The sequence below is a fragment of the Acinetobacter sp. Marseille-Q1623 genome (assembly GCF_902809895.1).
GTDB lineage: Bacteria > Pseudomonadota > Gammaproteobacteria > Pseudomonadales > Moraxellaceae > Acinetobacter > Acinetobacter piscicola_A.
This window is the reverse complement of sequence record NZ_CADDWG010000002.1, coordinates 208634-229379: the sequence shown is the minus strand read 5'-3', so window position 1 is coordinate 229379 and position 20746 is coordinate 208634. Positions and strand designations below refer to the sequence as shown.

Below are 20746 nucleotides of genomic sequence, written 5' to 3'. Positions count from 1 at the left end.
AAATTTTTCAAGAAAATGCTCACTTTGGTGGGCATTTTTTATATGATTTTGGAAATTAAGTAAAAAATTATTTGAGTTAAGTATTTTTTAACTAAGAGAATAGTAATATGAAAACTGCAATAGAAATGCTTATAGTGTTGTGGTTTGATCGGGTGAATGCTCAACAGATTAATCAGTGGGCAAGTGAATATATTGAAAATCAAAATGTTACATTGCATAAAGAATATTTTGCGCTTTTAGATTCTAATTTAAATGATAGTGAAAATTTGTTCGTTGAATTAGTTAAAAAGATAGATTCAAACTTTACTCAAAGCAGTGTTTTAGCTGAAATATATACAGCTAAATATTGATTAGGAAAATTGAAAGAGTATTTAGATAATCAAATACTACCATTATCTATATGCAATCTAATCATGGACATTGAGGTGGCTTTTTTAAGTGCTTCACGGGGGTTACCTGAAAATATTGCTGATTACCCAGAATGGTTGGGTAGCCTTTGGAATGCTTGCGATTAGTGTGATGAAAGCTGGACATTTGAAAATTCTCCTCACTTGGAAACTGAAATTCAAATACAGGTGGAAAAAATTGAAGAATGGTTATTAAAACAAAAGATTGGTGATCGCAAATAAAAGCGATAATGATTGGTGCTGAAAATGTGGAAAAAAATCCGAGTTGTAATTTTATTACTCATTTTATTGATTGTCGCCGTGAATGCTTGGCGTGATATGAATCAAGATTGGACGAAACCCATTATCGTGTTACTTCATCCGATTAATGCGGATGGGCAAACGGCAACAGAGCACTATATTCAGCAGCTTTCGATTGATGATTTAGATGAATCAAAACTATATTTAATGCAACAGTCGAAACAATTTCGTGGACAGCCCATTCAAGTCTATTTCCAACTCGGACGAGAACTTAAAAATATTCCCCCTAAAGTTCCAGAAAATCCAAGTCTGCTCAATAGTATTCTATGGAGTCTAAAGTTTAGGTTTTATGCTTGGAAACAACATGAAAATGGTGATGGTGCACCTGCTGTCACACTTTATTTAAATTATTATGATCCTCAAAATATACATATTCTAAAACACTCAACAGCACTTGAAAAAGGTCGTATTGGTTCAGTCAATTTATTTGCTTCTAAAAAACAGAGTGAAAGCAATAAAGTCGTTTTAGTACATGAACTCTTACATACCTTTGGTGCAAAGGATAAATATGACCTGAACACAGGACAGCCGATTTTTCCATTGGGATATGCACATCCTGAGCAAAATCCAAGATATCCGCAACAATATGCTGAAATCATGGGTGGCTATATTCCACTGAGCGCAACGAAAAGCAAAACCCCTGATAATTTAGAAGATACCATGATTAGTGATTTAACCGCTCAGGAAATAGGCTGGGTTAAGTAAAGATTATTCATTTATCTTCAATTCTGGATAAGCTTTTACTTTTATCACTACGTTTGTCTTGCACTTCGAATAAAGCATGCATTTTTTTATTGCTACGCAAGTCTTGTGCTTCGAACAAAGCGATGCATTTTTTATCACTACGTTTGTCTTGCGCTTCGAACAAAGCGATGCTTTGTTCTCGCTCAAGATGCAGATTTTATACAGACAAATTTAACTTCTTGTTCAACAATAAAATGAGTCTTTATAACAACTACGAGAAGAACTATGCGTACAGTGGGAAATGATATTGTCCGTCATCAATTGCATGAAAATCGGAAATGGTATTTGTTATTGGGAGCATTATTGGTCATTTTTGGCTTAGTTTTACTTGCTTCTTTAAGTATGGCTACACTGACTGTTGTTTTACTTTTTGGTGTGCTGATGATGATCGGTGGCGTGATTCACTTAATTGCAGCATTCAAAATATTTGATGGTGGCTTTAGATGGCTGTGGGCATTGTTTGGTATTTTATATTTGATCGCAGGTTATTATGCGTTTAACTCACCAATCAAAGCTGCTGTAGTGTTGACGAATTTACTTGCAATTGCTTTGTTAATTGGTGGTTTTATTCGTATTTTTAATGCCTTTATGCTCAAACCTATGTCTGGTTGGGGGTGGACACTCTTTTCAGGGATTTTAACTTTAGTTACAGGTGCGATTATTTTGGCTTCTCCTGATTCACCATTTTGGGTGCTAGGGCTATTTTTAGGGGTAGATATTCTATTTCAAGGGGTGAATTATCTAACTTTTGCAGCAGCAATTAAAAAGATTCCACCTGCGAGTCATTGAAAAGTTCATTTGCAAAAGAGCGCTTCGTGCGCTCTTTTTAGTGTGATCACTTGTGTTATTCTGCAATAAATATCTATAAAAGTTACACAAAGAATCTAATGTTTAAAACCTTTCTCCTTGCTCCTGACTCATTTAAAGAAAGTATGACAGCTGAACAAGCATGTTTAGCGATGCAACGTGGTATTGAAAAAGTCATACCCGATGCCACTTTCATACATGTGCCTATGGCGGATGGTGGTGAGGGCACAGTCGATGCGCTTATTTCTGCGAGGAAGGGGCGAAAAGTCGAAATTGAGGTTTCAGGACCGCTGATTCATCAAAAAGTGAAAAGCTATTTTGGCTTGATTGAACATGACCAAACTGCAGTGATTGAAATGGCACTTGCCAACGGCATTCATCTGCTTGAACAATCACAACGAAATCCGATGCTCACTTCAACTTTAGGCACAGGGGAAATGATTAAGGCTGCATTGGATTTTGGGGTTTCCAAAATTATTATTGGTTTAGGTGGGAGCGTCACCAATGATTCGGGTACAGGTATGGCACAGGCGTTGGGTGCAAGGTTTTTGGATGTAAATGGTCAGCCTGTTGCGGTGGGTGGTGGTCAGCTTAATCAAATCCAAGGTATTGATCTTTCACAACTAGATACTCGTTTAAAACAGACTGAAATCATTATTGCGAGTGATGTGAATAATCCATTGTGTGGAGAAAGTGGCGCATCTTATGTCTTTGCACCTCAGAAAGGCGCAAGCTCTGAAATGGTCAAGATTTTGGATCAAAATCTAAGTTATTTTGCCGATTTGGTGAAAAAGCAACTTGGTTTGGATTTTGCTCATGTTCAAGGTGCAGGTGCAGCAGGTGGGTTGGGTTTTGGCTTAATGGCGTTTGCAGGGGCAACCATCCGTTCAGGCGTGGAAATCGTGGTTGAAGAAACCCAACTTGCTGAAAAAATTGCACAAGCGGATTATGTATTTACAGGTGAGGGCGGGATTGATTTTCAAACCAAGTTTGGCAAAACTCCGTATGGTGTGGCACAAGTGGCGAAGCGTTTAAATAAGCCTGTGATTGCTTTTGCAGGCTATGTCGGGCAGGGTGTTGAAGAACTTTATGACGAAGGTTTTACTGCGATTTTCGGCATTGTCGATGGTGCATGTGATTTACCAACGGCTTTAAAAAATGGTGAGAAGAATTTGGAAAGATGTTGTGAAAATGTGGTGAGGTTGATTGGTCGTTAAATTTACTTTTCCCCTCCCTTAGTCCCTCCCAAAGGGAGGGAAATTCCCTTGAGGAATCTCGTACTTATTCATCTATCCAATACTCATCAGGTTTTACACCATACTTTTTAAGTAATAATTTACTCACAGTATGAAAATGTTCATGACCAAAATGACTAAGTAAGTCTATTGCTTCAGCATAGCTAAATTGATGATCTAAAATATAACTTTCACCAAAACGTAAGGAATACAGTCGAATTAAACAGTTCATTTTATTAAAACGAATCAAGTCAAAACTTGGATAAATATCAAAGTCATCATGAGGATACATGACGACTTCGCTTTTATAATCGTATTCTTCTTTTATGAAAGGGTTGAATTTAATCCCTTTTTCTTTATCAAAACCTTCTGTTCGAATGAGTTGGTAAAAGCAATTACCTTCAGTCTGAAAATTAAAAATCTGGTAAATGGTATTTTTCTTCATTTTTATGAGGTGCTGATACGACATTATCAGACTTGATTCTAAGTCAAAGACACATAATTTATCTATAGCTCTGTTAAACTACTCACCATCCACAAAACGATGAGTAAACATGAGTTTAGCCAACCTGATCAATGAATTAAACCCTCAACAAAAACAAGCTGCTACGACTGAAACCAAACACAGTCTAGTCCTTGCGGGGGCAGGTTGTGGCAAAACCAAAACCATCGTGGCACGTGCAGCTTATCTTATAGATCAAGGTGTGCCTGCCAATCAAATTCAGATTTTGACCTTTACCCGCCGTTCAGCAAGTGAAATAGTCGCTCGTGTGGAACTTGCCTTAGGTGATGCTGCTAAAGGTCTGCGTGCATCAACCTTTCATACATTTTGTATGTACCTGCTGCGCCGTGTACCGAAAGCATTTGGATTGGAACAATTCTCCATTATTGATCGTGATGATCAACTCATGTTGTTCCGCTTGATTCGGGGCAAAGACGATAAAAAGAATCCAAATGCCTTACCCAAACCGCAACAACTCTGTGATCTATATTCATTTGCCCGAAATACTCGTCAAAAACTCAGTTTGGCTTTAGAAAAGCAATTGCCTGAGTTTTTAGAATATAAAGATCAAATTGCTGAGATCATGAAAGAGTACGAGACACGTAAACAGGCACGTCATTTTCTCGATTATGATGATATTTTGGCAGTGGTGGCTTCAGGCTTGGCGCAATCCGAAGGTTTGACCGATTATGTTGCAAGCTTGTGTCAGCATATGTTGGTGGATGAAATGCAAGATACCAATCCACTGCAATGGGCAATTCTAGAACCACTCAAAGACAAAACTTCATTGTTTTGTGTAGGGGATGATGCACAGTCAATTTATGGTTTCCGTGGCGCAGATTTTGAAAATATTCACCATTTCAAAGAACGTGTGCCTGATGCACAGATTTTTAAACTCGAAAAAAACTATCGTTCAACCCAAGAAATTTTAGACTTATCCAATTGGTTGCTCGATCAAAGTGCCATTAAATATGATAAAAAACTCGAAGCTTATCGGGGTGATGGCATCAAACCACGCATGCATGTTTTTCCAAATGAGTTTGATGAGGCAAAATGGATCGCCATTGATATTAAAGAGCGTCATTTACTTGAAGCCGCAGCGTGGAATGATCATATGGTTTTGGTACGCTCAGCTTTTGCCGCGCGTCATATTGAAGCCGCATTTATCCAAGCCAATGTGCCGTATCGTTTTATTGGTGGCATGAAGCTGCTCGAAACTGCGCATGTGAAAGATTTACTCAGTTTACTGCGTGTGATTGCTAATCCTTTGGATGATATTGCATGGATGCGATTCTTGACGCTGTGGAATGGTGTGGGTGATGTCGGTGCAAGTAAACTCGCACAGCAACTTTTGACCGATCCTGATCTGGACAAAATTGCTGAAAAATTGGAAAAGTTTGGACGTATTCCTGAAAATACTTTGCTGATCATGAAGCAAATGTCCGTGCTAAAAACCGAAGTTGAAGCCTGTGTCAAATTGGGCGTCGAAGCGATCACTAATCAACTTGAAGAAAACTATGCCAAAAAAGACTGGCATAAACGCGTAGGTGATTTTGATCTGGTGAAACAGTTGGCATCTAAGCATTCTCAACTCAGTGAATTTTTAGAAGAATATGTACTCGATCCTATCTCTATTTCCGAAATTGAGCGTCAGTCACAGGATGATGTTGTTACGCTCATTACCATTCATTCTGCAAAAGGGACAGAACAAAAAGTATGTTATGTTGCTAATGTGTCAGCAGGGCAATATCCACATGCCCGTGCACAAGGGGATTTCGATGAAGTTGAAGAAGAACGTCGTGTGCTTTATGTGGCATTGACTCGCGCACAAAATGAACTGATTTTGACCAAACAAAATTTAAGTTTCTGGGCACAGAGCCAAATTGATGAACAAGGACGTAAAGTAGAAAGCTATTTTCTAAATGATTTAACACGCAATTTATGCATCACTGAAACACATTATCGTCAACGTGAACAAACGGTGAAAAGTGCCTTGATCGAACGAAAGGCGATTCATTTAGATTTTGGTATTGATTTAGATTAAACTATAGTGAAGATAATGAAGGTTTGATCATGAAAATTTTAGTGCGTAATTTAGAGCGTTCAGTAACTGAAGCAGAATTACTTGAATTGTTTAAGCCTTATGGTGCAGTAGATTCAGCTGTGGTGGTGATGGATGCTGAAACCAAAAAATCTAAAGGTTTTGGTTTTATTGAAATGCCAAATGGGCGTGAAGCGATCAAAGCCATTAAAGGTTTAAACACCCTTAAAGTGAAAGGTATGGGGATTCGTGTGAAAGCTGCGGAAGAAAAGCCTAAACCTTAATTTTATACAGTGAAGAGGGAGCATTGATTTGCTCCTTTTTTATTGCTTGAAAATAGTTGATGGAACTTATGCATGACCAAAACATATCTTGCTTTATCTATCGTTGCACCTAGTGCAAGCAAAATTGCTCAAGGTTTAAAAACATTAGAAATACGCACATGGCAGCCTGAATATTTACCTCTGAAAAATTTAGTCATTGTTGAAAATACTCAATTTCTAACATTTGAATATCCTGAAGAAATAGGCAAAGCAGTTGCTATCGTTGATATTGAATCAGTGCATCCTTGGCGAGCAGACGAATTTGACGCAGCCTGTGCAAGCTACTGGGCGGAAGGTTATTGGGCATGGGTCATCAATAATGTCCGTCCTATTTCACAGCCATTTGATGTACCTGCAAAGCGTAAAATCTATTGTATTGATACGGATCATTTATAAATTTTGTTGTGCATTGATACTAAGAAAGTTTAATCTTAGTCAGATAAATGCTGCCAAAATTTAGGAAATAAAATCATGTCACGAGTTGCTCGCTTTCATGCAGACCGCACCAATCAAAAACTGTATTTTGCTCGACTTTCATGTATGCAAGCAGAACAATCTGAAAATGTACAACAAGCACAGGCACAGCGTGAAGCAGCAGTCTTTCATTTACATGGTGCTGTTTTGGCATTTTTACAGGAATTAGTCCGTTACTATCGTCTGAATGATTTTGCACCGACGCTTAAATCGATCGAAGAACTGATGGCAGAAAAAGGACAAGTGTCACCAGAGGTGGTGGTGATGCAACAACTGGCAAAAAATGGTTTTATTGCTGAACTTAAACGCGCATATCGCTCATGTCAGTATGCACCTGAGCCAAGTGCGCCAGAACCTGAAGATGAAACCTCATCCAATTTAATTATTAAAGTGACACAAACCCCACAAGCATGGTTACCTGACACCAAGATTTTAAGAGAGTGGCATCGTGATTTAACCCAACTGATTGATGGTTTTCGTAATGAAATGGTGGAATTCTGATCTTTTTACTTGAATTCACTTGAAATTCATCAATTGAATGACAATATACCAATATCTACAAGATGCAAAGTACATACAGTATTTTGCCCCATGTTGAGCATGGAGGGTGATTGATATGTCTATTGAACAGTTAAAAGAGTTATTTGGGAATCAAGAAGCGATTTTAGAGTTAGTACAACTTGAAAGTGGAGAGTTGGCGCTACGTAATGCAGGCTCAGAACAAGAGCCACTGGTTACTATTCAGTTTAATGAACAAGTGAAAGCTTTGCTTGGTGAACAAACCCCTATTGTTGCTCAACACATGATTCAAGCAGCATTGTACGCTTTGATGGAAAATCAAGTGAATCAATTGAATGCTGAGGTGCTTGATGAGCAGCCGAAATATATGAGTTAAATGAAAAAATTTCATAAAAACGCACTGTGAAGTGCGTTTTTTTATACGTACATTTTCAAGGGCTAGTGCGTTGCTAGTGGCTGTGGTGCAAAAAAGGATCCACCTACACACATAATGGCTAAGCCAATCAGTTGTAGAAAAAATGGGTTTTTCGCTTGATGCCAATGCATGATGAGAAAAATCAGAGAAACTGGAGAAAGCAATAAACAGCCTAAGCCCCACCAAATGCTTTCTTTGAATGCAGCGATGAGAAAGCCAATCGAAGCAATCACGAGAATGAGTAGCCCAAAATAAAATAAAAACATGTTGTCCTCTTATTGATCTTTTATATTTAAATTACATTTATCGTTCAAGTGTGCAGAGTAAAATGTATTTTATAAAGTTATAACGTATGTGACTTTTGTTTAGCATGATTTTAATCAAACAAAAACAGACTACCCTATTTGATAGTCTGTTGGAAATTATTAATAAATCAATGTGTTGGTTCGTGATGATGCGCAATTTGGATCTGATTTAAAATATGATTGCTCATATTTTTCGCCATTTCCTCTTTGGCATAATATACTTCGCCAATTTGATCTTGGCGAATCACTTCCGCCTCTTCTTTACTTTCAGCACAGACCAAAACTTGAATTTGCGGATTCAATAATTTTGCTGTATCAACAATTTTATGAATATCTAAAATATCCATCGGAGAGAGCACCAAGAGCCGTGCATGTTGAATATGTGCTTGAATCAACACACCAGCTTCTGTGGCATGACCAGAAACCGCAGCAATGCCTTTTTCACGCAGATTTTCCACAATCTCACGATTTTCTTCAGCAATGACGACTTTGATGCCATCATCCATTAACGTTTTAGTAATACGTCGTCCAACTTCACCATGCCCAACGATAACGACTTGATCACGCAGATAGTCTTGATCCACTTCATCAGGAAGCATGGCCAATGGATCGCCGCTACGTTCAAGTAAACGTGCCAAATGTGAACGTTCACGAATCCAATTTTGTACAGGTTCAATGGCTGAGAATAAAAATGAATTGAGTGTGATGGAGAATAAAGCACCCGCTAAAATTAAGTTTTGTGCTTCAGGTGTAAGCAAACCTAAAGACAAGCCTAATGTCGCAAGGATAAAAGAAAATTCCCCGATTTGTGCCAAACTTGCACCCACAGTTAATGCCGTATTCAATGGGTAACGGAAAAATAAGACGAGTGCCATAGCAGCCAAAGTCTTACCAATCATAATGATGGCGATCACCGCTAAAATATGTAAAGGTTGTTCAATAATGATTCTTGGGTCAAACAACATACCCACTGACACAAAGAATAAAATCGAGAAAATTTCTCTTAAAGGCAGCGTTTCTTCTTCTGCACGATGGCTAAAGTCAGATTCTTTAACAACCATTCCCGCAAAGAATGCACCAAGCGCCATAGAGACGCCAAAGATAGCGTATGAGCCGTATGCAATGGAGACGGCTGCTGCCACCACAGTCAGGGTGAAAAGCTCTCTAGAGCCTAAACGAGCGACATATTGCATGATCATTGGTACAAGGCGCTTACCAATAATAAGCATAAAGGCAATAAAGCCAGATACCTTGAGTAAGGTAATGCCTAAGGTCAGCCAAATATTTTCATTGCTGTCATGTCCTGCAAGTGCTTGTCCCCCGAGTAAAACTGCTGTTGCAGGCAATAAAACCAGAACTAACACCATCACAAGGTCTTCGACCAAGAGCCAACCAACCGCAATTTTACCATTGACGGAGTTGAGTAAGCCTTTATCACCCAATGCTTTGAGGAGAACAACCGTACTGGCACAGGATAAACTTAAACCGAATACTAAGGAGGAACCCCAACTCCATCCCCAAAAGTGTGACACGATCATGCCCAAGAGCGTGGCAACGGTAATTTGTAAAATCGCACCGGGCAGTGCAATACGTCGAACTTGAATTAAATCATTTAAAGAAAAATGCATACCTACGCCAAACATCAGGAACATGACGCCGAGTTCTGCAAGCTGATTGGCAAGGGTAATATCTCCGACGATTCCTGGAGTATTTGGACTAATAATAATTCCGGCAATCAAATAGCCGATCAAGGGAGGTAAACGCAAACGAGCAGCGATATAGCCGAAAATGAGCGCTATACCAAAACCAACTGCAAGTAAAATAATCAAATCTACATCATGTGGCACTCAACACTCCTTAATTGGTGGGGAAAGTTATAGGACAACGCCAATGTACAGACTAAGCACAAAGGGTGCCAAAATAAAAAACTGTGAGGATTTTAACAATTTGCATAAAAAAAAAGCAAAAAAAACGACCCAAAAGGGCCGTGTTTTTTTAGAAAACTAAAATTATTTAATTTTAGCTTCTTTGAAAATTACGTGTTGACGGATTTTTGGATCAAATTTTTTGATTTCCATTTTTTCCGGCATAGTACGTTTGTTCTTAGTTGTGGTATAGAAATAACCTGTACCAGCAGTAGAAACTAGGCGAATTTTATCACGCATGGTTCAGACTCCTTAGATCTTTTGACCTTGAGCACGTAGGTCAGCAACAACCTTTTCGATGCCCAATTTGTCGATAATACGCATACCTTTAGTAGTTAGACGAAGACGTACGAAACGTTTTTCGCTTTCTAACCAGAAACGGTGGTGGTGCAGGTTCGGCTCGAACCGGCGTTTAGTTTTGTTGTTGGCGTGTGAGACGTTGTTACCAACGACTGGACGCTTGCCGGTAACTTGGCAAACCTTAGACATGGTGTAACTCCATTGATTTAGCCAACAGCAAATCTGTATGGCCAGTCAAAATAAAACGGATTGAATTCTTTCAAGGGGCGTTTTATACCAAAATTCCGCTTAAAAGACAAGCGGAATCGATGAAAACACTGCATGATCTTTGACGATAGATCATGCCTTGATCATTTAGCGGATAAAAGTTTTCTCTAGAATTTTATGAACAGCACCACCAAATGGCGGTAGGATGAATTTTATGCTAAAGAGTTTTGGCATCGACATCATAGAGCGTTCATGCGATAAACTGAAAAAACCTTCTGGACCGTGATATTTCCCCATACCTGATGCACCAACGCCTCCGAACGGTAGGTCGTCTTGCGCGACATGGGTCAATAACGCATTTTGACCGAAGTGCCCTGAATGGGTACGCTGAGCGACATACTGTGCTCGCGCATCGTCAAAGTCGAAATAGTATAATGCAAGTGGACGTGGACGGCTATTAATAAAGTCGATGACATCATCGATTTGATCATATTCCATGATTGGCAATACTGGACCAAAGATTTCATTTTTCATGATATCCATGTCCGTAGTGACACCTGTGACTAAAGTAGGTGCAATCTTACGTGCTTGCGTTAAATCTTCATTTTTAGGATTGATTTCAATCAGTTCAGCACCTTGAGCTTGTGCATCCTCTAAATAGCCTAGTACACGTCTATATTGCTTATCATTAATCATCGAGGTGTAATCTTGATTGTTGGCAATGTTTGGATACATGCCTGTCACGATCGTTTTATAATGCTCTACAAATTCAGCAGTTTTGCCTTTCGGTAAGAATAAATGGTCTGGTGCAACACAAGTTTGCCCCGAATTCCATAATTTACCAAAAGCCAAACGTTGAGCGACATCTTTGATTTCAGTTGATGGATGTACAATTGCAGGGGATTTACCACCAAGCTCTAAGATCACAGGGACTAAATTCTCTGAGGCAGCTGCCATGACGGTTTTACCCACATTGGTTGAGCCTGTGAAAATTATTTTGTCAAACGCCAAATGACTAAAAGCATCGGAAATTACACCGCCTCCTGTAATGACGGCAACGAGTTCACGTGGAAAAGCTTCAGCAAGGGCATTTTCTAAGACATAACCCAGGTTCATTGATGAACTTGAAATTTTGATCATGGCATGGTTACCTGCGGCTAATGCGCAGATCAGTGGGCCGACAGAAAGTAGCAATGGATAATTCCACGGTGTAATAATCCCGATCACGCCAAGTGGTTGATATTGTACCCATGCTTTAGATGGTTGATGCATGATACCCACATGGCGTTTAGATGGTTTCATCCATGTACTAATATTTTTACTATAATATTTGATTTGTTCTAAACAAGTGATGAGCTCACCAATTTTTGTTTCGGTGATAGAGCGATTACCATAATCTTGATTAATTGCTTCTGCAAGTTGATCTTGATATTTTAGTAACACTTTTTTAAGGCGTGCTAAACGCTCAATACGCTCTTTTGCAGTAGGTACTGGATAACGTTGATATGCTTGCTTTTGCTGAGTAAGCGTATCATGTAAATGTTGAACTTCAGGGGTATAAGAAGTCATTGAATTTGTTTTTGTTTGACTGTTCATCTCGAACACCTTTAGAGAGGAGCTGATTTATGATAATTTTTAGAGTAAAAGCTCTAATTAGTCAAGTTACTTTATATGTTAGCCTAAGCTAACACTGAAATATGGTATTAGGATGTCGCATACTAAAACGGTAAAAACCAAAGATCGAATTTTGCAGATTAGCTTGCAACTTTTTAATGAGCGTGGCGAACGTTCAATTACCACGAATCATATTGCTGCTGAGCTTGGGATCAGTCCGGGTAATTTGTATTATCATTTTCGCAACAAACAAGAAATCATCAAAGAGTTGATGGAGCGCTATCAAAAAGAAACCTTAGAGATGTTGGCATTGCCTGATGACCGGACAGTCAACGCAAACGATAAAATCCGTTATTTCCAAGTGTTGAGTAGTCAACTTTGGGAATATCGTTTTTTGCATCGCGATGTCTATCATTTGATTGAAAATAATGCTGACTTTAGAAAAATTTATCCACGTTTCGCAGGTAAGGTCATGCAACAAGGGCAAAAAATTTATCATGCTTTTGTTGAAGCGGGTTTGATGCAAATGACGGCTTCTGAAATTGAAGCGTTGATTATTAATATTTGGATTGTATTAACCAATTGGACAAATTTTTTATACATGTCAGGACATTTAAGTGATTCTAATCATTTAGATGAAAAATGGATGTGGCAAGCTTTGCGTCAAATGGTGTTTTTAGAAGGTCCTTATTTGCGTGGTGAGAGTCGTGAGACTTATGAGCGCTTGCTTGAAAGTTTTGGTTCTTCTGAGTTATTTGCGAGTTTATCGACTTTAAAACATGATTGAATTGCGTTCGATGATTGAAAGCTGTGTAAAAAGCGTTAGAATATTCGGCTGTTTTCAAATTAACGTATAAGTGATATCAATTAACATGAACATGACTACTGCCAACACAGCACGTCTCCTGATTACTTGTGAAGATAAGCCAGGAATTGTGCAAGCTGTATCGAGCTTTTTGTATCATCAAGGAGCAAATATTACTGCGCTTGATCAATATGCAACAGAAGCTCAGGGCGGGCGTTATTTTATGCGTGTTGAGTTCGAGTTAGAAAATCTACAAAGCCGTCGTGAAACTTTGCTACAGACGTTTGCTACGAATGTAGCAGAGCGTTATAGCATGCATTGGCGTCTAGCTTTGGTCAGTGATTTGAAAAAAGTGGGGATTTTAGTATCAAAAGTTGACCATGCTTTACTTGAGCTGTTATGGCGTCATGCGCGTGGCGGTTTACCGTGTGAAATTACCCAAGTTGTGTCAAATCATCCTGATTTAAGAGAAGCTGTGGAAAATTTTGGTATTCCATTCCATGTCGTGCCTGTAAATAAAGAAAATAAACGTGAAGCCTATGCACAAATTGATGAAATGATGCAAGGCAATGATTTATTGATCTTGGCGCGTTATATGCAAATTTTGGATGAAGAATTTGTACAAAAATGGGAAATGAAAATCATTAATATTCACCATTCATTCCTACCTGCCTTTGTCGGAGCAAATCCATACAAACAAGCCCATGAGAAAGGGGTGAAATTGATTGGTGCGACGGCACACTACGTCACGGCAGATTTAGACCAAGGTCCGATCATTGAACAAGATGTAGAACGTGTAAGCCATGATTTTACGGTGGAACAATTACGTGAACTTGGACAAGATGTAGAACGTAATGTGCTTGCACGTGCAGTAAAATGGCATTTAGAAGATCGTATTATTGTTGATGGGAACAAAACAGTTGTATTTCAATAATATATAGATTTTTGATGTCAAGAGAGGATGCCATAGTGCATCCTTTTTTACATTTTTGCTTGATAAAACGCTTAAAAGCAACCAAAAAGTAGTTGCAAATGAAAACACTTCTCATTTATTATTGGCGCACTTTCATTGTTCTATCCGATGAGTTCAATCTAAACAAGCTATCTTGTATATAGATTTTCTCAGATTTAGGTATTTAGATTCGTATGAGTCAATCTTCCACTTCTAACATGCAGGCACCCAACCCAATGAAGAAAAAGGTCATTGCTGCTGTAATTGCCGTTCTTGTGGGACACATGGGGGCATTATGGGCATTGAGTCATCTAAAAACACCTGAGTTAAAACCCATCGAGAAAAAACCGATTCAAGTAAAATTTGTTAAAATCAAAGAAGAACAGGTGATTCCACCGCCTCCACCTCCTGTCAAGCCGAAGGTTGAACCGAAGCCTGTGGTTGAGAAAAAAGCACCGCCACCGCCCGTGGAAAAACCAAAATTGATTACCCAGAAAAAACCTGTAGTGGAAAAGAAAGCCATTCAACAGGAAGAACCCAAGATTGATCAAGAAAAAATTAAACGTGAGCAAGAGCAGCGTCAGCAAGAGCAGCAACGTTTAGAGCAACAGCGTCAGGAACAACAACGCCAAGAGCAGCAACGCCAAGAGCAGCAACGTCAAGATCAGTTAAGACAACAGCAAGAGCAGCAACGTCAAGATCAGTTAAGACAACAGCAAGAGCAACAGCGTCAAGAGCAGTTAAGACAACAGCAAGAGCAACAACGTCGCCAACAAGAAGCACAGCAACCACGTAAGTTGAGTGCAGGCGAGATCTCTTGGAAAAAAGCACCAGCATTTGATTTTGATGATGACTTGCTTAAAAATCAAAGTAGATCTTTACTTGTTCGTATAGAGATTAATCCTGCGGGTAAAATCACCAATGTGACTGTTTTAAAATCAAGTGGTTTACCTAGTCTTGATCGTGAAGTACGCAGTGCTGTACGTTTTGCAAGGATGAATCCATCAAGTGATGGGCGTGCAATGATTGCAGATTTACCTGTAAGTCTGAAAACCTCTGGACAATAAATTTAACCGGCTAACCTTATCAGGAGTTCAAATATGAACTTTTCAGTTTATTGGCAACATGCAGATGCAGTCAGTAAGACACTGTATTTCGTGTTATTGGCGATGTCTATTGCCACATGGACAGTATTCATTTTACGTTTGATGGGTACACGTCAGCTTAAACAACAAGCGCAAGCGCATCTTGCGCAAGCGGTCAATCAGCTGAAAGCAAAACTTGCTCCTTTAGGTTTTGATCAACGTAAAGCAGTTGCTGAACAAGCCTTGTTACGCCAAATCTCGGTTGAAAAGTCAAATGCTGAAAAAGGGGTTTCGGTTCTAGGAACTATTGCTTCTATCGCACCATTTGTGGGTTTGTTTGGTACAGTTTGGGGGATTTTCCATGCGCTTGTCGCTGTGGGTAAAAGTGGTCAAGCAGGCTTAGCACAAGTGGCAACACCAGTTGGTGAAGCTTTAATCATGACAGGTTTGGGTTTGGCTGTCGCAATTCCTGCGGTATTGGCATATAACATTTGTGTGCGTTTCAACCGTACATTGTCAAATGAATTGCAAGACCAAGCACACGGTTTATTGATTGATACCATGTTGCAACAAGACTCAACTACGAAAGTTGAACATCAAGCAACACAAAAAAGTTTAGTTGGAGGTCAAGCTTAATGGCTTTTCAGTTGGGTGAAGACAACGATGCTGGCATGAATGAGATGAATCTCATTCCGCTCATCGACATTATGTTGGTATTGATGATCATCTTTTTGGTGACTGCAACCGTTGCTAACCCATCAATACCATTAACCTTGCCAAAAACCACTGCGGAAATTGTGGATCCGCCACCTGAAGCCATTACCATTAGCATCAATAAAGAGGGTGAAGTGGCTTGGAATGATCAGGTGATTGGTTTGCCTGAATTGGAAAAGCGTTTCCAAGAAGAAGCAGCAAAACCAGTAAAACCTGCGGTTCAATTGAGAGCAGACCAAGATTCTCGTTATGATACTGTTGCTCAAGTCATGTCTCGTGCCAGTGAAGCCGGACTGAACGATCTTGCCTTTATGAGTGATAATTAAATTTTATATCGTGTAAATTTTAAAAAAGCGATCTTTTTAGATCGCTTTTTTATGTCTTATTTTTAACATAATTTGTTTTTCAGTTTGCAATTAACTCTCTTTGAGTAAGTCTTTAAATTGGCTTTGTAATTTCATCAGTTTGGGTGGAATAGCAAAGTTGCAATACCCTTGTGACGGGTTTTTGGCGTAATAATTTTGGTGATAGTCTTCCGCAGGGTAGAAGGTTGGCACAGGAGAAAGTTCGGTGACGATATTTAAATCTTGTGCTGTTAATTCTGCAATATAGCTTTCAGCTTGTGCTTTTTGCTCATCATTAAAATAATAAATCACTGAACGATATTGTGTGCCAATATCATTGCCTTGACGGTTGAGTGTGGTTGGATCATGTGTGGTAAAAAAAACATTGAGTAATTGTTTAAAACTGATTTGCTGCTCATCGAAATCAATTAAAATTACTTCTGCATGGTTAGTGTTACCTGTGCAGATTTGCTCATAAGTCGGGTTTATCGTATTACCACCTGCATAACCGCTGACGACTTTGTCTACGCCCTTAAGTTGTAAAAATACAGCTTCAGTACACCAAAAACATCCACCACCAAATAATGCCTGTTGCATCATGATCTCCCTTCTATTTTATTTTCTAGATCAAAAAAGAAAAATGAAACAGCATAAAAACCTAAATAGTACGGATACTTATGCTGCTTGAATATATTCAAACTTATGGTGCAGTGTGGTATTGCAACACCACATTGCCATGCTGATCTAACAGTTTTAAAGTTTGATCATACGCTTGATAACCCATGACTTTCTTTAAAGCCGTATGGTATTTTGCAACAATATCTTGATTGTTTGGGCATAACATTTTTGTTGAAGCGATGTCACCGAGGTTTAAATGATGATTTTTTACTGCATAATTGCCCATAATACGGTTACATCCATCTGAGCCACTGACACGTAAGTCACTGCCAAATTGAATCATAGGCGTTTCTGCTTTTTTCGCAAATTCGGTTGCGCCAATATGGGTCATGACCCACGTTTTATTTTGCAACACTGCTAAATTTTCTTGTTGTTGCACTGACTGTGTTGTTGTCGTACAGCCAACGATTGCAGTTGATACAATACCGATCCATAACAGATTTTTTAGCATGATTTTCTCAGAAATATAGACTGCTTCTATATAAACAAAAAATCATGCAAATCACTAGCTTGACAATGTATCTAAGCGTTAAAAATCTACTGAATTATGAACCCTTTGTGACCGTTTTCGGTAAACCTTCACGAATCACTTGGGAGTAGTTCTCACTGCTTTGATATTTAAAATGTTTAAACTGATCTGTACGAGGATTGACATGTGCATGTTGATACCACTGGTGCATATTCCATTGTGCATTTAAGGCACCTAGATCATAGAGATAATTCGGTAAATAACCTGAGGCAAGCAAACGATAATCTATCGGTAACTCTTTAGGTGAAATGGCTTGGATCATGTCAAAAACGAGCGTCGTGCAATTACTGGTGAGCGTGTTATACCATTTTGCTTGTTGTGCCAACTCATCAGTTTTACTCAAATATTCTTCAAATAAGGCACGCATTTCAGCTTTGGGCATATTGATTGGGAAGAAATACACTTGTTCATTGCGTACATTACTACGGGTATAAATTAAATCTTTTTCATCTGAGGCAATTAAACTCAACTCATATTTACGGAAAAAGCCCCCGATTGCAGAAAAACTTTCAGTTTTTTCTTTACGGATTTCAATTGAAAATACCAAAGGTTTTTGATCAGAAAAATCAAAACTTACCAAAGTATGTGCAATTTGTGGTCCCATCCAATAAGAGGTAATGATATTGACCCCTGTAATATGATTTAAATTATAACGGCGTGTATCCCAATGCGCATCGTATTGGTCTTCAGTTTTCCAATTAAAATTACGAATATTCTGAATGGTGACGATATCACCTTGTTTTTGATAGGTAAATAAACGGTCTACTTCAGGATTCCAGTCACGGTTTTGTTTGGCAGGAATATTAAAATACCACAGCAGACTCAGTATAAAAACGACGCTATACAGCAAAATATCTTTATTGCGACTAAACAGATTTTGACGAATATAAATGCCTAAAATACTGAGGGAAAATATGATCCAAATGGCGATGAGGACACGGCTGAATACTATACCTAAAGGTTCTTGAAACCAAATGACACCACATAGCCAAATAGAAGAAATGAGCACAAAAAGACTAAAAATGGAATGGAGTAATCCCATTCCAAATGTATGAAAAATAGATTTTTTTTGGAATTCTGGCATATTTCAAAATCATGATTTGAATTGATGCTTATTTTCGATAAGTTGCAAACTCAAAAGCAATAGCTGTTTTGTCATCAATATGTGATTCAGAAGCAACTTTTTTAAATGCCGTCGGGATTTCTGGATAGTGTGCATCGCCTTGTACATCTAGTTCGACATGCGTCAATTCTAAACGATCAGCAATATGCATCGTTTGTTTAAAAATTTCACCACCCCCAATGATAAAAATGCTACTTGGTTTTTCTGAAGCGAGTACATCGGAAGTTGCAAGCGCGAGAGCATCTTCAATGCTATGTGCTCTTTTGACACCTTCAAATGTCCAGTTTGGATCACGGGTAATGACCCAGTTGACACGTTTAGGTAGCGCGCGCCCCATAGACTCAAGAGTTTTACGTCCCATCACAACGACACCACCTTGGGTGATTTCCTTAAAGTGTTTTAGGTCAGCTGAAATATGCCAAGGAAGATCATTACCTTTACCAATACAGCGTTGCTGATCCATAGCAACAACATGAACAACTTCTAAATTTTTAAATGTCATAGTGAACTCGTTTTTGAATTCCTCTCAACCTCTCTGTTTAAAGAGAGGGGAGTACTTGAACGGGAATGGGCTTTATTGAGAAATAGTGTGTAAAATTAAACCGCAACAGGTGCTTTAATTGCAGGATGAGATTCATAACCGACAATTTCAATATCTTCAAATTTAAAATCAAAAATATCTGTGATTTCAGGGTTGAGCTTTAATTGACATAGTGGCAAGGGTTCACGCGTTAACTGTAACTGTGCTTGTTCAAAATGGTTGGCATATAAATGTGTATCACCACCTGTCCAAACAAAATCTCCCACAGCTAAACCACAGACTTGTGCAATCATATGGGTGAGTAGTGCATAGCTTGCGATATTAAATGGAACACCTAAAAATACATCCGCACTGCGTTGATAAAGCTGACAAGATAATTTGCCATCTTGTACAAAAAACTGAAATAACGTATGACAAGGCGGTAATGCGACTTGACCTGCTTCTTGAGGGTTCCAACCTGAAACAATCAAACGGCGTGAATTCGGATTGGTTTTGATTTCATTAACGAGCCATTTGATTTGATCAAAGCCGTCATTTTCATATAAGCCATTTTCAAGCTTTGTTGCACCAAAATTACGCCATTGATGACCATATACAGGGCCGAGTTCACCTTCGGGACGACCAAAACGTGCAGTTTGTTCAGCAGTAGACCATTCATCCCAGATAGAGACTTTGTTGTCTTTTAAATACTGAACGTTGGTATCGCCTTTTAAAAACCATAATAGTTCAATCACAATTGAACGAAAATGCACTTTTTTAGTCGTGAGTAGTGGAAAACCTTTGGACAAGTCAAAACGCATTTGATGACCAAATACAGAACGTGTTCCTGTGCCTGTACGGTCGCCCTTGTCGCCACCATTGTCGAGGATGTGTTGTAAAAGGTCTAAATACGCTCTCATATCAATTCCAAAAAATCTGTTTTTAAACGACACAACTCGTCTTATAGCACAAGATGGTCATATTTTTGCTTAACCGCTCAGTTTATACTAAACGCTAATTTATTTTAACTAGAGATAACAAGAGAGAAAAACAATGCACATCAATTCGAGCGAAATACCTGAGTTTATTCAGCACTATAAAGTACAAATTTTAGCAACAAAAAAGTCAGCGATTGCGTTGAATTTAACGCCTGCTGACGATTTGACGCTATGGCAAAGCAAAGTCGGCGGTGAACCTTATTTTCCTTTAAGTACAGACTACCCACACAATGCAGAAGGTCGAGCTTTGGTTTTATTGGCACAGATTAATTTTGCTGAACTCCCTGAGAATGATCTTTACCCAAAAACAGGAATTTTACAGTTTTTTATTGATATTGAAGATGATTTATGGGGGCTAGATTTTGATGAGCCACAAAATCAAAATAATTTTCGGGTGATTTTTCATGAGCAAGTGATACAAGATACCACACAGTTGTTACATACATTTCCAATACAAACTTTAGATCAGGAGATGAACCCTGTAACAGGGCAATATGCTGTACAGTTTCAGGCACAAGAGCGCTATATTTCGATATCTGATTATCATTTTGCTGAGCAGATTTGTGATCCTTATGAGATGGACGATGATGCCGCAGAAGATCTGTATGATGCATATGAAGACGCATTTTCTGCTAGTGGGCACCATCTAGGGGGTTATCCTTACTTTACACAGGATGATCCACGAGGCAATGATGAACGCTTTAAAGATTATATTTTACTGTTTCAGTTGGATAGTTCAGGACAAGAAAATGTGGAAATTTTATGGGGAGATTGTGGGGTTGCCAATTTCTTTATCCACCCCGATGACCTGAAGAAAAGCGATTTTTCTAAAGTGATGTATAACTGGGATTGTTCTTAATGACATGGCATGGACCTATCG

At 38.8% G+C, this 20746-nt stretch carries 26 protein-coding genes; 15 read left to right on the top strand and 11 right to left on the bottom strand.

Features of this window, described 5'->3' with window-relative positions:
• Positions 1-107: 107 nt before the first annotated feature.
• From HUV91_RS13685 to HUV91_RS13670, 4 genes are all read left to right on the top strand, one after another.
• On the top strand, positions 108-350 hold the full coding sequence (locus HUV91_RS13685) for a hypothetical protein (RefSeq protein WP_174493768.1): 243 nt from the start codon (positions 108-110) through the stop codon (positions 348-350).
• Positions 351-653: 303 nt separating this feature from the next.
• A complete protein-coding gene (locus HUV91_RS13680; protein ID WP_174493767.1) occupies positions 654-1412 on the top strand; it encodes a hypothetical protein in 759 nt (252 codons plus the stop codon).
• 264 nt (positions 1413-1676) lie between these two features.
• Positions 1677-2240, top strand: coding sequence for an HdeD family acid-resistance protein (locus HUV91_RS13675; protein WP_174493766.1), 564 nt, complete (start codon positions 1677-1679; stop codon positions 2238-2240).
• A 98-nt stretch (positions 2241-2338) separates the two neighbouring features.
• Positions 2339-3475, top strand: a complete 1137-nt coding sequence (locus tag HUV91_RS13670; protein WP_174493765.1) for a glycerate kinase — start codon at positions 2339-2341, stop codon at positions 3473-3475.
• A gap of 64 nt (positions 3476-3539) precedes the next feature.
• On the opposite strand, the gene HUV91_RS13665 is transcribed toward HUV91_RS13670, so the two are convergent.
• Complete coding sequence (locus tag HUV91_RS13665) at positions 3540-3938, bottom strand: hypothetical protein (RefSeq protein ID WP_174493764.1); 399 nt, start codon at positions 3936-3938, stop codon at positions 3540-3542.
• Positions 3939-4047: 109 nt separating this feature from the next.
• Between HUV91_RS13665 and HUV91_RS13660 the strand changes: the two genes are divergently transcribed.
• The 5 genes from HUV91_RS13660 to HUV91_RS13640 all read left to right on the top strand — a co-directional run bounded on the left by HUV91_RS13660 (position 4048) and on the right by HUV91_RS13640 (position 7728).
• The gene (locus HUV91_RS13660) at positions 4048-6039 is read left to right on the top strand and encodes an ATP-dependent helicase (protein ID WP_174493763.1); all 1992 of its coding nucleotides are present in this window, start codon (positions 4048-4050) and stop codon (positions 6037-6039) included.
• A gap of 29 nt (positions 6040-6068) precedes the next feature.
• Positions 6069-6320: an RNA recognition motif domain-containing protein gene (locus HUV91_RS13655; protein ID WP_174493762.1), complete on the top strand. Its 252-nt coding sequence runs from the start codon at positions 6069-6071 to the stop codon at positions 6318-6320.
• Between the two features lie 72 nt (positions 6321-6392).
• Entirely contained in the window at positions 6393-6755 is a 363-nt protein-coding gene (locus HUV91_RS13650; RefSeq protein ID WP_174493761.1) for an ASCH domain-containing protein, read from the top strand.
• Between the two features lie 75 nt (positions 6756-6830).
• Positions 6831-7334, top strand: a complete 504-nt coding sequence (locus tag HUV91_RS13645; RefSeq protein WP_130072104.1) for a DUF6586 family protein — start codon at positions 6831-6833, stop codon at positions 7332-7334.
• 115 nt (positions 7335-7449) lie between these two features.
• Positions 7450-7728, top strand: coding sequence for a hypothetical protein (locus HUV91_RS13640; protein ID WP_130072103.1), 279 nt, complete (start codon positions 7450-7452; stop codon positions 7726-7728).
• Positions 7729-7790: 62 nt separating this feature from the next.
• Here the strand turns inward: HUV91_RS13640 and HUV91_RS13635 are convergent, their stop codons facing one another.
• From HUV91_RS13635 to HUV91_RS13615, 5 genes are all read right to left on the bottom strand, one after another.
• The gene (locus tag HUV91_RS13635) at positions 7791-8033 is read right to left on the bottom strand and encodes a hypothetical protein (protein ID WP_130072102.1); all 243 of its coding nucleotides are present in this window, start codon (positions 8031-8033) and stop codon (positions 7791-7793) included.
• 167 nt (positions 8034-8200) lie between these two features.
• A complete protein-coding gene (locus HUV91_RS13630; protein WP_130072101.1) occupies positions 8201-9919 on the bottom strand; it encodes a cation:proton antiporter in 1719 nt (572 codons plus the stop codon).
• 162 nt (positions 9920-10081) lie between these two features.
• Positions 10082-10237 carry a 50S ribosomal protein L33 gene (rpmG, locus tag HUV91_RS13625; protein ID WP_003654787.1) on the bottom strand — a complete coding sequence of 52 codons (156 nt, stop codon included), beginning with the start codon at positions 10235-10237 and terminating at the stop codon, positions 10082-10084.
• Positions 10238-10249: 12 nt separating this feature from the next.
• The gene (rpmB, locus tag HUV91_RS13620) at positions 10250-10486 is read right to left on the bottom strand and encodes a 50S ribosomal protein L28 (RefSeq protein ID WP_000048256.1); all 237 of its coding nucleotides are present in this window, start codon (positions 10484-10486) and stop codon (positions 10250-10252) included.
• 165 nt (positions 10487-10651) lie between these two features.
• Positions 10652-12100, bottom strand: coding sequence for a coniferyl aldehyde dehydrogenase (locus HUV91_RS13615; protein WP_174493760.1), 1449 nt, complete (start codon positions 12098-12100; stop codon positions 10652-10654).
• 112 nt (positions 12101-12212) lie between these two features.
• On the opposite strand from HUV91_RS13615, the gene HUV91_RS13610 reads away from it, so the two are divergent.
• From HUV91_RS13610 to HUV91_RS13590, 5 genes are all read left to right on the top strand, one after another.
• Positions 12213-12905 (top strand): TetR/AcrR family transcriptional regulator, encoded by a 693-nt coding sequence (locus tag HUV91_RS13610; protein ID WP_130072099.1) that lies wholly within the window; start codon positions 12213-12215, stop codon positions 12903-12905.
• A gap of 85 nt (positions 12906-12990) precedes the next feature.
• A complete protein-coding gene (gene purU, locus HUV91_RS13605; protein WP_130072098.1) occupies positions 12991-13857 on the top strand; it encodes a formyltetrahydrofolate deformylase in 867 nt (288 codons plus the stop codon).
• Between the two features lie 212 nt (positions 13858-14069).
• Positions 14070-14942: an energy transducer TonB family protein gene (locus tag HUV91_RS13600; protein WP_228721876.1), complete on the top strand. Its 873-nt coding sequence runs from the start codon at positions 14070-14072 to the stop codon at positions 14940-14942.
• A gap of 33 nt (positions 14943-14975) precedes the next feature.
• A complete protein-coding gene (locus tag HUV91_RS13595) occupies positions 14976-15596 on the top strand; it encodes a MotA/TolQ/ExbB proton channel family protein (protein ID WP_174493759.1) in 621 nt (206 codons plus the stop codon).
• Positions 15596-16000 (top strand): ExbD/TolR family protein, encoded by a 405-nt coding sequence (locus HUV91_RS13590; RefSeq protein WP_130072096.1) that lies wholly within the window; start codon positions 15596-15598, stop codon positions 15998-16000. The genes HUV91_RS13595 and HUV91_RS13590 overlap by 1 nt, the downstream gene beginning before the upstream one ends.
• A gap of 90 nt (positions 16001-16090) precedes the next feature.
• Here HUV91_RS13590 and msrA read toward each other — a convergent pair whose 3' ends face one another.
• The 5 genes from msrA to thyA all read right to left on the bottom strand — a co-directional run bounded on the left by msrA (position 16091) and on the right by thyA (position 19788).
• A complete protein-coding gene (gene msrA / locus HUV91_RS13585) occupies positions 16091-16615 on the bottom strand; it encodes a peptide-methionine (S)-S-oxide reductase MsrA (protein WP_174493758.1) in 525 nt (174 codons plus the stop codon).
• Between the two features lie 103 nt (positions 16616-16718).
• Complete coding sequence (locus HUV91_RS13580; RefSeq protein WP_130072095.1) at positions 16719-17147, bottom strand: META domain-containing protein; 429 nt, start codon at positions 17145-17147, stop codon at positions 16719-16721.
• Between the two features lie 94 nt (positions 17148-17241).
• Entirely contained in the window at positions 17242-18309 is a 1068-nt protein-coding gene (locus HUV91_RS13575) for a DUF4105 domain-containing protein (protein ID WP_228721875.1), read from the bottom strand.
• 28 nt (positions 18310-18337) lie between these two features.
• Positions 18338-18850 carry a dihydrofolate reductase gene (locus HUV91_RS13570; RefSeq protein WP_174493757.1) on the bottom strand — a complete coding sequence of 171 codons (513 nt, stop codon included), beginning with the start codon at positions 18848-18850 and terminating at the stop codon, positions 18338-18340.
• Positions 18851-18945: 95 nt separating this feature from the next.
• Positions 18946-19788, bottom strand: a complete 843-nt coding sequence (thyA, locus tag HUV91_RS13565; protein WP_174493756.1) for a thymidylate synthase — start codon at positions 19786-19788, stop codon at positions 18946-18948.
• A gap of 133 nt (positions 19789-19921) precedes the next feature.
• Between thyA and HUV91_RS13560 the strand changes: the two genes are divergently transcribed.
• Positions 19922-20725: a YwqG family protein gene (locus tag HUV91_RS13560; protein ID WP_174493755.1), complete on the top strand. Its 804-nt coding sequence runs from the start codon at positions 19922-19924 to the stop codon at positions 20723-20725.
• Positions 20726-20746: the final 21 nt, after the last annotated feature.

Bases quoted from the DNA above. Each gene is read 5' to 3' on its own strand.
- HUV91_RS13685 (WP_174493768.1), top strand. From the start codon at position 108: ATGAAAACTGCAATAGAAATGCTTATAGTGTTGTGGTTTGATCGGGTG.
- HUV91_RS13680 (WP_174493767.1), top strand. From the start codon at position 654: ATGTGGAAAAAAATCCGAGTTGTAATTTTATTACTCATTTTATTGATT.
- HUV91_RS13675 (WP_174493766.1), top strand. From the start codon at position 1,677: ATGCGTACAGTGGGAAATGATATTGTCCGTCATCAATTGCATGAAAAT.
- HUV91_RS13670 (WP_174493765.1), top strand. From the start codon at position 2,339: ATGTTTAAAACCTTTCTCCTTGCTCCTGACTCATTTAAAGAAAGTATG.
- HUV91_RS13665 (WP_174493764.1), bottom strand. From the start codon at position 3,938: ATGAAGAAAAATACCATTTACCAGATTTTTAATTTTCAGACTGAAGGT.
- HUV91_RS13660 (WP_174493763.1), top strand. From the start codon at position 4,048: ATGAGTTTAGCCAACCTGATCAATGAATTAAACCCTCAACAAAAACAA.
- HUV91_RS13655 (WP_174493762.1), top strand. From the start codon at position 6,069: ATGAAAATTTTAGTGCGTAATTTAGAGCGTTCAGTAACTGAAGCAGAA.
- HUV91_RS13650 (WP_174493761.1), top strand. From the start codon at position 6,393: ATGACCAAAACATATCTTGCTTTATCTATCGTTGCACCTAGTGCAAGC.
- HUV91_RS13645 (WP_130072104.1), top strand. From the start codon at position 6,831: ATGTCACGAGTTGCTCGCTTTCATGCAGACCGCACCAATCAAAAACTG.
- HUV91_RS13640 (WP_130072103.1), top strand. From the start codon at position 7,450: ATGTCTATTGAACAGTTAAAAGAGTTATTTGGGAATCAAGAAGCGATT.
- HUV91_RS13635 (WP_130072102.1), bottom strand. From the start codon at position 8,033: ATGTTTTTATTTTATTTTGGGCTACTCATTCTCGTGATTGCTTCGATT.
- rpmG (WP_003654787.1), bottom strand. From the start codon at position 10,237: ATGCGTGATAAAATTCGCCTAGTTTCTACTGCTGGTACAGGTTATTTC.
- rpmB (WP_000048256.1), bottom strand. From the start codon at position 10,486: ATGTCTAAGGTTTGCCAAGTTACCGGCAAGCGTCCAGTCGTTGGTAAC.
- HUV91_RS13615 (WP_174493760.1), bottom strand. From the start codon at position 12,100: ATGAACAGTCAAACAAAAACAAATTCAATGACTTCTTATACCCCTGAA.
- HUV91_RS13610 (WP_130072099.1), top strand. From the start codon at position 12,213: ATGTCGCATACTAAAACGGTAAAAACCAAAGATCGAATTTTGCAGATT.
- purU (WP_130072098.1), top strand. From the start codon at position 12,991: ATGAACATGACTACTGCCAACACAGCACGTCTCCTGATTACTTGTGAA.
- HUV91_RS13600 (WP_228721876.1), top strand. From the start codon at position 14,070: ATGAGTCAATCTTCCACTTCTAACATGCAGGCACCCAACCCAATGAAG.
- HUV91_RS13595 (WP_174493759.1), top strand. From the start codon at position 14,976: ATGAACTTTTCAGTTTATTGGCAACATGCAGATGCAGTCAGTAAGACA.
- HUV91_RS13590 (WP_130072096.1), top strand. From the start codon at position 15,596: ATGGCTTTTCAGTTGGGTGAAGACAACGATGCTGGCATGAATGAGATG.
- msrA (WP_174493758.1), bottom strand. From the start codon at position 16,615: ATGCAACAGGCATTATTTGGTGGTGGATGTTTTTGGTGTACTGAAGCT.
- HUV91_RS13580 (WP_130072095.1), bottom strand. From the start codon at position 17,147: ATGCTAAAAAATCTGTTATGGATCGGTATTGTATCAACTGCAATCGTT.
- HUV91_RS13575 (WP_228721875.1), bottom strand. From the start codon at position 18,309: ATGCCAGAATTCCAAAAAAAATCTATTTTTCATACATTTGGAATGGGA.
- HUV91_RS13570 (WP_174493757.1), bottom strand. From the start codon at position 18,850: ATGACATTTAAAAATTTAGAAGTTGTTCATGTTGTTGCTATGGATCAG.
- thyA (WP_174493756.1), bottom strand. From the start codon at position 19,788: ATGAGAGCGTATTTAGACCTTTTACAACACATCCTCGACAATGGTGGC.
- HUV91_RS13560 (WP_174493755.1), top strand. From the start codon at position 19,922: ATGCACATCAATTCGAGCGAAATACCTGAGTTTATTCAGCACTATAAA.